The organism is Micrococcus sp. MS-ASIII-49 (assembly GCF_000946635.1).
GTDB lineage: Bacteria > Actinomycetota > Actinomycetes > Actinomycetales > Micrococcaceae > Micrococcus > Micrococcus luteus.
In genome coordinates this window covers 1-9,613 of the sequence record NZ_JXSP01000006.1, presented here as the reverse complement: position 1 = coordinate 9,613, position 9,613 = coordinate 1, and the positions used below count along the sequence as shown (strand labels likewise).

The following is a 9,613-nucleotide window of genomic DNA, read 5'->3' as shown; positions in this document are numbered from 1 at the left end:
GTGGTCGGTGCCGGGCCGGCGGGCCTCACGGCCGCGGAGCGTGCGGCCCGGTTCGGGCACGAGGTCACCCTGTTCGACCGGCACGCCGAGCCCGGCGGGCAGTTCCGGCTCGCCCGGCGCATCCCCGGCAAGGAGGAGTTCGGTCCCGCGCTGGAGCACCTGGCGGCCCGCGCGGCGGCATCCGGGGTGACGCTCGTGACCGGGGAGGAGGTGTCCGCACAGACACTCCTCACGGACGATGGGCGGCCGGGCTACGACGAGGTGCTCCTCACCACCGGCGTGCGGCCGCGGCCCGTCGCTCTGCCCGGGGCGGGGGAGCCGGGCGCGCCCGCCGTCCACGCGTACGACGACGTGGTCCTGGGCCACGTCGACGTCGGTCCGCGCGTCGCGGTGATCGGCGCCGGCGGCGTGGGCGTGGATGTCGCCGAGGCCCTGGCGGCCGGCACGGAACGGCCGGACGGGACACCCGAGACGCAGGAGCACTGGCGGGCCCGCTGGGGCGTGGCACTGACCTCTCAGACGCCGGGCCAGCTGGCGAAGCCGGCCGCGGCCCACCCCGGACGCGAGGTCCACCTGCTCCAGCGCAGCCCCGGACCGATCGGCGTCCGACTGCGCCCCACCACCGGCTGGGTGCACCGCGCCGAGCTGCGGCGGCACGGGGTCCACCTGCACTCCGGTGTGACCTACGAGGGCCTCGGCCCCGACGGCCTGCGCGTGACCGCGCCGTCCCCGGAGGACCCCGAGACACGCGTGCCGCTGACCCTGGATGTGACGGACGTCGTCGTGTGCGCCGGGCAGGAGTCCGAGACGGATCTCGTCGAGGACCTGGTGGCTGCGGGCTACGCGCCGGAGGCGGTGCGCCTGATCGGTGGCGCGGCCGAAGCCCGCGAGCTCGACGCCTACCGGGCCATGGACCACGCCGTGCGGGCCGTGCAGGGCTGAGCCGCGCCGCCGGCCGGCGGGCCCTCCCGGGCGGACGACGTCAGGGCTACGGTCGGGGCATGGCTCTCATCTACACCGCACGCCTGGACCCGGACAAGCCCGAATGGATCCGCCGCCGCCTCGTGGCGCACGGACTGCCCGCGGACGTGACCGCCGAGAAGGTCGGCTCGTACCGGTTCGACGATCCCGCCGGCGAGATCGGCGTCGAGTCGATGCTCGTGCGCGTGGGGGACCAGCTGTATCAGACCGCGTTCGCCTACCGAGGCGACGCACCCCTCGAGGGGGACGTCGTGGCCGAGGCGGAGCACTCCGTCCTGGGACACCGCTGGGTCGTGGACGCCGCCACCGACCCGGACGCGCGCCGCATCCTCGCGGCGGGCGTGCGCGGCGAGATCCCGCAGGCCCGACTCGAGATGCACGACGAGTCCGGGACCTACCTCGAGACGCGCGCCCCGGACCTCACCCTCCGCGTGATCGGCGCCGATGCGACGGGGGAGCTCGAGGTGCCGGTCGAGCTGTCGGAGACGGATGAGGCGGACGTCGACGGCCCGCGATGCCTCATCGCCGAGGGAGACGGTGTGCGGGCCGTCGTCGCGCGTCTTACCTGAGGGGCGGTCCGCGCGGTCAGAGGCCGCGCGGACCCCAGGACCGCAGCCGGCGATGGCTGGTGAGCGACATGTACAGCGCGATGCACCAGCCGAGGACGGTCCACCCGGTGAGCAGGTTCACCCAGAATACCGCCCACACGTTGGAACGGCCACGGACGGCGGCGACGGCCCATGGAGCCAGGTAGCCCGCCGTGGCGATGGCCAGGACGACGGCGATCGTCGCGTGCAGGGGGCGGTCGCGCTGGTCGGTCATGATCGTCATGGGTCCAGGCTACGCGCGAGACCCGCCGCGGAGGGCGCCCTGTCCACCGTTCCGCAGTGCGCCGATAATGTACATTATGTCAACTAGCCTGTTCTTCGCCTCCCCTTCGGAGGCCGCCTGCACGGCACGCGCCGCGTCGTGAACTGGCCCAGGTGGCCGCGCCGGGCGGCACCGACACCGCGTGCCGGGGTTCACTCCCCCGGGTCTGCGGACAGCCGCTCCAGCAACGGCAGGACAGCCGCCACCGCCGTCCGGCTCTCGTGCCAGAGCCCGTGTCGCAACCGGGAATGGACGGCCTGCTGGCTGATCCCGAGTTCGGCCGCCGCCTCTCGCTGACTGGCGCCGGCTTCGACCAGCCGTCCCGCCGCGTGCTGATCAGCGGACCGGCGCCGTTCCACCGCGGCGACCAGCTGCAGGGTGGCCTCCGCACAGCGCAGATCAGCCTCTCGGCCGGCATCCGAGGCGCGGTCCGCGCGACCTCCGCCCGGCAGCACGAGTCGGCCCGGTGCCCGCCGGGCCCGCCGCCGCTCGGCTGTTGTCAGGTACGACAATGATGAATCCTTGTCGAGGGCATCCTCGGGATCCAACAGCACCGCCCAGGACCCGGTCCGCACGGCCCACAGCGCCAAGCCGACCGTGGCCGCCATGCCGTCGACGACGACGGCCAGCTCGCCGTCGTGCGACGCCGCATCGGTGCCCGGGCCGGATTCGTCGAGAAGCCACGCCGCCGCGGTCACAGCCGCGTCCGGGCGAGGATCGTCGAGCAGCGCGGCTGCCAGACGCCGCGCGTCGTCAGCGGTGGCGGCGGTCGGTCGGATGGGCACCAGATGCACGGACACCATGCAGTGAGCCTACCTCTGACAAAGGCGCTGTCTTGTTGTGGGGCCCGTCTGCCGAGCCGTCCTCGGCCGGACGCTCCGTCCGGACGTCTCGGTGCGCCAGACTGGATGCATGACGTCCTCCCCCACCGCCCGTCGTGTCGTGCCCGCCGAGCATCGCGCCCCGCGCGGCGCCCTGCCTGCGCTTGCCGTCGACCTCCTGCTCACCGTCCTCTTCGTGGCTCTGGGCCAGGGGCAGCACTCCACGGAGCGCGGGCTGCTGGGTCTGCTGGTCACGGCGGCGCCGTTCCTCGCGGGCCTCCTGCTCATGACCGGGCTGACCTCCGGACACCGGACCTGGGCCCGCGTGTGGCCCCACGGCGTGATCGTCTGGCTGGGGACCGTCGCCGTCGGGATGGTCCTGCGCGTGGCCTTCGGCCTCGGTGGCGCACCCGTGTCCTTCGTGCTCGTGGCGCTCGGGGTGCTGGGCGTCCTGCTCCTGGGCCGCCGGGCAGTGACCGCCTGGCTGGTGCGCCGCACCCGGAGGTGAGGAGCCGGCGCGCAGCTAGGATCATCGCGGACACCGGACCCGCAGCATCGAGGAAATGAGGACCGCCCGTGGTCACCGCCATCGTCTTGATCAAGACCGACAAATCCAGCATCCCGGAGACCGCCGAGGCCCTCGCTGCGCTCGAGGGGGTCGGGTCGGTCTACTCCGTGACCGGCGCGTGGGACCTGGTGGCGATGGTCAAGGTGCGCCGCTATGAGGACCTCGCCGACGTGATCGCCGACCACCTCTCCAAGGTCGACGGGATCCAGGACACCGAGACCATGCTGGCCTTCCGGACCTACTCGTCTGAGGACCTCGGCGAGGGATGGGCGCTCGGCTTCGACTCCTGAGCGTCCTCTCCACGACGGGCCCCATCTCGCCGGCGAGGGCCCGTCGTCGCACCATCAGGATCGGGAGAAGGCGACCCAGCGGTCCAGGACGTCACGCGCGGCGCCGGAGTCGATCGACTCGGCGGCCCGCGCCATGTTGGCCGCCAGTCGCTCCATCAGCGGCGCGTCCGCGTCGCGGTCCCAGGCCGTCAGGCCCGCGGCCGCGTTGAGGAGGACGGCGTCGCGGATCGGGCCCTTCTCCCCCGCCAGCAGAGCGCGGACGAGGGTCGCATTGTAGGCGCCGTCCCGCCCGGCCAGGGCCTGGACGGGGGCCAGGTCGATGCCCAGCTCCCGGGGATCGAGCTCGTGGGTGCGCACACCGTCCCGGACCTCCATGACGGTCGACGGCCCCGACGTCGTGATCTTGTCCCGGCCGTCCGCCCCGCGGAAGACGAAGCCGCGCACCCCCCGGTCCGCGAGCACCTGCGCCAGCAGCGGGACCATGGCCTCACTCGAGCAGCCCAGGGCCTGGGCGGTGACCTGGGCCGGATTGCTCAGGGGGCCGAGGAAGTTGAACACGGTGGGCACGCCGAGCTGCTTGCGCACCGGGGCCACATACTTCATGGACGGGTGGTAGTTCTGGGCGAACAGGAACGTGATGCCCACGGCCTCGGCGCACTCCTCGGCCTTCCGGGCCGGCATGGACAAGTCCACGCCGAGGGCCTCGATCACGTCGGCCGCGCCGGCGGTGGACGAGGCGCCGCGGTTCCCGTGCTTGACGATCCGCGCGCCCGCACCTGCGGCCACGAGCGAGGACATCGTGGAGAGGTTCACGGTCCCCAGACGGTCGCCGCCCGTGCCCACGACGTCGAGGGTCTCCCCCGGCACGTGCACCGGGTTCGCCGCCTGCACCATCGCCTCGGTCAGGCCGCGCAGCTCCGGCACCGTCACCCCCTTGGCGGCCAGGGCGAGGAGGAATCCCCCCACCTGCCCCTCGGTGGCATCGCCGGCCATCATCTCCCCCATGGCCCACGCGGCGACGTCGTCGCTGAGGTCCTCACCGACGGTGAGGGCGCGGAAGACCTCCGGCCAGGAGGTCCCAAGGACTGCTGCGGTGTTCTCGGGGGTGCTCACGCACTGAGCCTAGCGGCCCGGCCGCACCCGGCACCGCGTCGTGTCATGCGCCGCGCACCGCGAACCTGAACATCCCCTGGACGCCAGCCCCCGACTGTCACTGAAACCCCCCGACGGTGCTGACGACCTGTCCTGCGACACGGTAGGTTCGATTTACCGCCCGGGCGGTGTTTGGGGCCATAATGGCTGGGTGACCACAGCTAACCCCACTCTCCATCAGCCCACCACGGGGCTCCCGAGCCGGCCGAACATGGTGCAGGTCGGGACCATGGTGTGGCTTGCCAGCGAGCTCATGTTCTTCGGTGGGCTCTTCGCCATGTACTTCACCCTGCGCTCCACGTCTCCGGAGCTCTGGGCCGAGCACACCGCGATCCTCAACGTCCCGCTCGCCGCGGTGAACACGACGATCCTGGTGCTCTCCTCCGTCACCGCCCAGTTCGGCGTCCTCGCCGCCGAGCGCCTTCAGCCCCGCCGCACCGGCGGCTTCCTGCAGTTCGGGAAGTGGGGCATGGTCGAGTGGTTCATCCTGACCTTCATCATGGGCTCGATCTTCGTGGCGGTGCAGTCCTACGAGTACGCGGTTCTCGTCTCCGAGGGTGTGACCGTCGCGGCGAACGCGTACGGCTCGGCGTTCTACATCACCACCGGCTTCCACGCCATCCACGTGACCGGCGGCCTGATCGCGTTCCTCTTCATCATCGGCCGCGCCTACATGGCCCGCCGCTTCGGCCACCACGAGGCGACGTCGGCGATCGTCGTGTCCTACTACTGGCACTTCGTGGACGTCGTCTGGATCGCCCTGTTCTTCATCGTCTACTTCCTGAAGTAAGACGACCCCCACTCACCGCACCGACTTCAGGCCCGGGCCGGCAGCATGAGCGGCCCGCCCGGGAAGAGAACGATAGGAAACCCCCGTGAAGGCACTTTCGCAGAACCGACGCCATCCCCTGATGGGGCTGGCGCTCCTCCTGCTGGGACTCCTGGTGACCGGCGGACTGTACTCCGTCGCGAGCACCGTGAACCAGGCGCAGGCGGCCACGCAGGTCACCGCGGCCGCCTCGGCTGATGACATCTCCGAGGGCGAGAAGCTCTTCAACGCGAACTGCGCCTCGTGCCACGGCACGGGTGCCGCGGGGGGTCCCTCCGGTCCGTCCCTGATCGGTGTCGGCGCCGCCTCCGTCGACTTCCAGGTGGGCACCGGCCGCATGCCGATGCAGATGAACGGCCCGCAGGCCCAGGTCAAGCCGAACCAGTTCAACGACGAGCAGACGGCGCAGCTCGCCGCCTACGTCGCCTCGCTGGGCGCCGGCCCCGCCGTCCCCGAGGACGAGTACCTGGATGTGAACCACGAGGATGTGGACATCACCCGCGGCGGCGACCTGTTCCGCATCAACTGCGCCATGTGCCACAACGCGGCTGCGGCCGGCGGTGCGCTCACCCGCGGCAAGTACGCCCCGTCTCTGCACGGCGTGGAGGAGAAGCACATCTACGAGGCCATGGAGACCGGCCCGCAGAACATGCCGGTGTTCTCCGACTCGAACATCAAGCCCGAGGACAAGCGCGACATCATCGCCTACCTGAAGACCATCGAGAACCAGGGCTCCCCCGGCGGCCTCGCCCTCGGCTCGCTCGGCCCCGTCTCCGAGGGCCTGTTCATCTGGACCGCGGGCCTGGCGCTGATCATCGGCTTCATGGTCTGGCTCACCAGCCGGTCCTCCTGATCCCGTCGGCGCAGGCGCGCCGACCACCCGTCATCGACATTCATCACTCGAGTAAAGGAAACAGGACATATGGGCGAGAAAGGCTTTGAAGGGACCGAGCACCGCTCGGGTTCCCTCGAGCACGCCGGCGAGGACGCGCCCCGGTACGCGATCGACAACCCGGGCCTGCCTCCGCACCGTCCGCGCCTGGCCGATGAGGATCCGAAGGCTGCGAAGCGCGCCGAGCGTCAGGTCTCGGTCATGTTCCTCATCTCCATCGTGGGCACGGTGCTCTTCTTCATCGGCTACTTCGGCGTGGGGCAGATCGGGAACGGTGAGGCGTTCAGCAAGATCTACCTGCAGAACCTGCTGCTCGGCCTGGGCACCGCCCTCGCCATGTTCGGCATCGGCATCGGCGTGGTGCACTGGGCCAAGACCCTGATGCCCGACCACGAGACCGTGGAGGACCGTCATGAGATCCGCTCGGAGGCCGACCGTGTCGCCGCCACCGGGATGATCTCCGAGATCCTGGACGAGTCGCAGATCAAGCGCCGCCCCCTGCTGCGCAACACCCTGATCGGCGCCGCCCTGCTTGCCCCCCTGCCGTTCATCGCCGTGTTCCGCGATCTGGACGACTCGGACAACTTCTCGGATGAGGAGATCCACAACTTCGGTCCGGAGCGTCTGCGTCACACCATGTGGGCCGAGGGCGTGCGCCTCGTGCGCGACCCCACCGGCTCCCCCATCAAGGCCTCGGACGTCACGCTCGGCTCCGCCGTGCACGTCATCCCCGACGGCCTGAACGACCTGGGCCCTGACAAGCTCAACCAGAAGGCCAAGGCCGTCGTCCTGCTCATGCGCCTCGACCCGGCCAAGGTGAAGATCACCCCGGGTCGCGAGGACTGGAACGTGGACGGGATCTTCGCCTACTCCAAGGTCTGCACGCACGTGGGCTGCCCGATCGCCCTGTACGAGCAGCACACCCACCACCTGCTCTGCCCCTGCCACCAGTCGACCTTCGACCTGACGCAGGAGTGCAAGGTCATCTTCGGCCCGGCCAGCCACGCGCTGCCGCAGCTGCCGATCACCGTGGACGACGAGGGCTACCTCGTGGCCCAGAGCGATTTCCATGAGCCCGTCGGGCCTGTCTACTGGGAGCGTGGCTGACACCTATGAGCACCACCGTGAATGAGTTCCAGCCGGCGACCACGACCGGCCGCATCGCCAACTTCGTCGACACCCGCATGGGCATGTCGCCGATCGTGAAGTTCTTCGGCCGCAAGATCTTCCCGGACCACTGGACGTTCATGTTCGGCGAGGTCGCCCTGTACAGCTTCGTCATCCTGCTGCTGTCCGGCGCGTTCCTCACCCTCTTCTTCGACCCCTCCATGTCGGAGGTCGTCTACGACGGGGCCTACGCCCCGCTGCGCGGCATCGAGATGTCCGCGGCCTACGCCTCGACCCTGGACATCTCGTTCGACGTGCGCGGCGGCCTGTTCATGCGCCAGCTGCACCACTGGGCGGCGCTGATGTTCGTGGCGGCCATGTCCGTCCACATGCTGCGCGTGTTCTTCACCGGCGCGTTCCGTCGCCCGCGTGAGCTGAACTGGCTGGTCGGCTGCTTCCTGCTGATGGCCGGCTGGGCCGCCGGCTTCACCGGCTACTCCCTGCCCGACGAGGTGCTCTCCGGCAACGGCCTGCGCATCATCGACGGCATCCTGAAGTCGCTGCCGCTGGTGGGCACGTACCTCTCCGCCTTCTTCTTCGGCGGCGAGTTCCCCGGCCACTCGGTCATCGGCCGCCTGTACACCCTGCACATCATGATCGTGCCGGCCGCCATCCTGCTGCTGATCGGCATCCACCTGTTCATGGTCGTCGTGCACAAGCACACCCAGTACCCGGGCCCGGGCCGCACCGAGGACAACGTGGTCGGCTACCCGGTGGGCCCCGTGTACGCGGCCAAGGCCGGCGGCTTCTTCTTCATCGTGTTCGGTGTGCTCGCGCTCATCGCCTCCACGGTGACGATCAACGCCAACTGGAACTACGGCCCGTACGATCCGTCCCCGGTGCAGGCCGGCACCCAGCCCGACTGGTACATCGGCGTGTTCGACGGCGCCCTGCGCCTCATGCCGGGCATGATCGGCGACTACTCCTTCCTCTGGAACATCCCGATGCCGTGGGGCTCCTCGGTGTCCCTGCCCATGGGCGTGCTCGTGCCGCTGATCCCGGTCGGCGTCCTGCTCGTCGGCATGTGCACCTGGCCCTGGATCGAGCGGTGGATCACCAAGGACAACACTGAGCACCACCTGCTCGACCGTCCGCGCAACGCCCCGGCCCGCACGGGCATCGGCGTGGCCGCCGTCGTCTGGTACTGCGTCATGTGGGCGGCCGCGTCCTCGGACCTCATCGCCACCCACTTCCACCTCTCCCTGAACGACGTGCTGTACGTGCTGCGCGCGCTGTTCTTCCTCGGCCCGGTGATCGCCTTCATCGTGACCCGCCGCATCTGCCTGTCCCTGCAGCGCAAGGACCGTGAGCTCGTGCTCCACGGCCACGAGGCCGGTGTCATCGAGATGTCCCCCGAGGGCGGCTTCCACGAGCGGCACCGTCAGCTCACCGACTACGAGCTGTACCGCCTGGTGTCCTTCGAGGACCGCCGTCCGGTGGCTGCCATCCCCAGCCGCAACGGCAAGGTGGGCATGCTGGAGAAGGCCCGTGCCGGCCTGAACCGCATGTTCTACCAGGAACGCGTCGCCCCGGTCTCCCGCGAGGAGCTGGTGGAGGCCCGTACCCACGGTCAGCATGGCCACGAGGAGCACCCCGTCGAGCTCGGACACGGCTCGGACGCTCCTCGTCTGGAGCGCTGACCCCGGTCGGCTGATCCTCTGACGAAGGGCCCCGCGCACCACGGTGCGCGGGGCCCTTCGGCGTCCCGGGAGGCGGGCCGCCGCGGCCACCGAGGGAGAGCCCGCCCACGGCCGCAGCGGGCGTCACGAGGCGGTCCAGCGCCCCGCCCCCCCGACTGCCGGGTCTCTGCGTCCTGCGCTGCGGGGTCCTCGTTCGGCGGCCACCTCGGGTGGGCGTGAGCAAAGTGGTGCGCCTCGCTCGTCGCGGCCGGCCGGTTCGGGCACGGACAGGCGTGCGTCCGGTCCGCGACGACGGATGCGGGGCGGATGCAGGTGGCGTTCTACGGGGGCATCCCGAGAGACGGCCGGAGACGGGCACCGTCGATGCTCTGGGTCCTCAAGTGTAAGCGGCCATGAAAAGCTG

11 protein-coding genes are annotated in these 9,613 nt (G+C 70.5%); 8 read left to right on the top strand and 3 right to left on the bottom strand.

The genetic code is table 11. From position 1 onward, the window contains the following. Both SJ20_RS00465 and SJ20_RS00460 read left to right on the top strand, forming a co-directional pair. Positions 1-942 (top strand): FAD-dependent oxidoreductase (locus SJ20_RS00465; RefSeq protein ID WP_044658563.1); only part of this gene is annotated, 942 nt, incomplete at its 5' end. A 59-nt stretch (positions 943-1,001) separates the two neighbouring features. Continuing rightward, positions 1,002-1,550, top strand: coding sequence for a hypothetical protein (locus tag SJ20_RS00460; RefSeq protein WP_041103774.1), 549 nt, complete (start codon positions 1,002-1,004; stop codon positions 1,548-1,550). Between the two features lie 16 nt (positions 1,551-1,566). On the opposite strand, the gene SJ20_RS00455 is transcribed toward SJ20_RS00460, so the two are convergent. Both SJ20_RS00455 and SJ20_RS00450 read right to left on the bottom strand, forming a co-directional pair. Next, entirely contained in the window at positions 1,567-1,812 is a 246-nt protein-coding gene (locus SJ20_RS00455) for a superinfection immunity protein (protein WP_002854519.1), read from the bottom strand. 191 nt (positions 1,813-2,003) lie between these two features. Next, on the bottom strand, positions 2,004-2,654 hold the full coding sequence (locus tag SJ20_RS00450; protein WP_044658562.1) for a hypothetical protein: 651 nt from the start codon (positions 2,652-2,654) through the stop codon (positions 2,004-2,006). Positions 2,655-2,763: 109 nt separating this feature from the next. Between SJ20_RS00450 and SJ20_RS00445 the strand changes: the two genes are divergently transcribed. Next, entirely contained in the window at positions 2,764-3,180 is a 417-nt protein-coding gene (locus SJ20_RS00445) for a DUF3054 domain-containing protein (protein ID WP_036315092.1), read from the top strand. Between the two features lie 68 nt (positions 3,181-3,248). Beyond that, the gene (locus SJ20_RS00440; RefSeq protein WP_036384759.1) at positions 3,249-3,530 is read left to right on the top strand and encodes an Lrp/AsnC family transcriptional regulator; all 282 of its coding nucleotides are present in this window, start codon (positions 3,249-3,251) and stop codon (positions 3,528-3,530) included. Between the two features lie 54 nt (positions 3,531-3,584). Here the strand turns inward: SJ20_RS00440 and trpD are convergent, their stop codons facing one another. Next, complete coding sequence (gene trpD / locus SJ20_RS00435; RefSeq protein WP_044658561.1) at positions 3,585-4,643, bottom strand: anthranilate phosphoribosyltransferase; 1,059 nt, start codon at positions 4,641-4,643, stop codon at positions 3,585-3,587. Positions 4,644-4,893: 250 nt separating this feature from the next. On the opposite strand from trpD, the gene SJ20_RS00430 reads away from it, so the two are divergent. The 4 genes from SJ20_RS00430 to SJ20_RS00415 all read left to right on the top strand — a co-directional run bounded on the left by SJ20_RS00430 (position 4,894) and on the right by SJ20_RS00415 (position 9,210). After that, positions 4,894-5,472 carry a cytochrome c oxidase subunit 3 gene (locus SJ20_RS00430; protein WP_020625607.1) on the top strand — a complete coding sequence of 193 codons (579 nt, stop codon included), beginning with the start codon at positions 4,894-4,896 and terminating at the stop codon, positions 5,470-5,472. An 85-nt stretch (positions 5,473-5,557) separates the two neighbouring features. Beyond that, a complete protein-coding gene (locus SJ20_RS00425) occupies positions 5,558-6,364 on the top strand; it encodes a cytochrome c (RefSeq protein ID WP_002854532.1) in 807 nt (268 codons plus the stop codon). A 69-nt stretch (positions 6,365-6,433) separates the two neighbouring features. Further along, the gene (locus SJ20_RS00420) at positions 6,434-7,510 is read left to right on the top strand and encodes a ubiquinol-cytochrome c reductase iron-sulfur subunit (RefSeq protein WP_044658560.1); all 1,077 of its coding nucleotides are present in this window, start codon (positions 6,434-6,436) and stop codon (positions 7,508-7,510) included. A gap of 5 nt (positions 7,511-7,515) precedes the next feature. Beyond that, positions 7,516-9,210 (top strand): cytochrome bc complex cytochrome b subunit, encoded by a 1,695-nt coding sequence (locus tag SJ20_RS00415; protein ID WP_044658559.1) that lies wholly within the window; start codon positions 7,516-7,518, stop codon positions 9,208-9,210. Positions 9,211-9,613 lie beyond the last annotated feature (403 nt).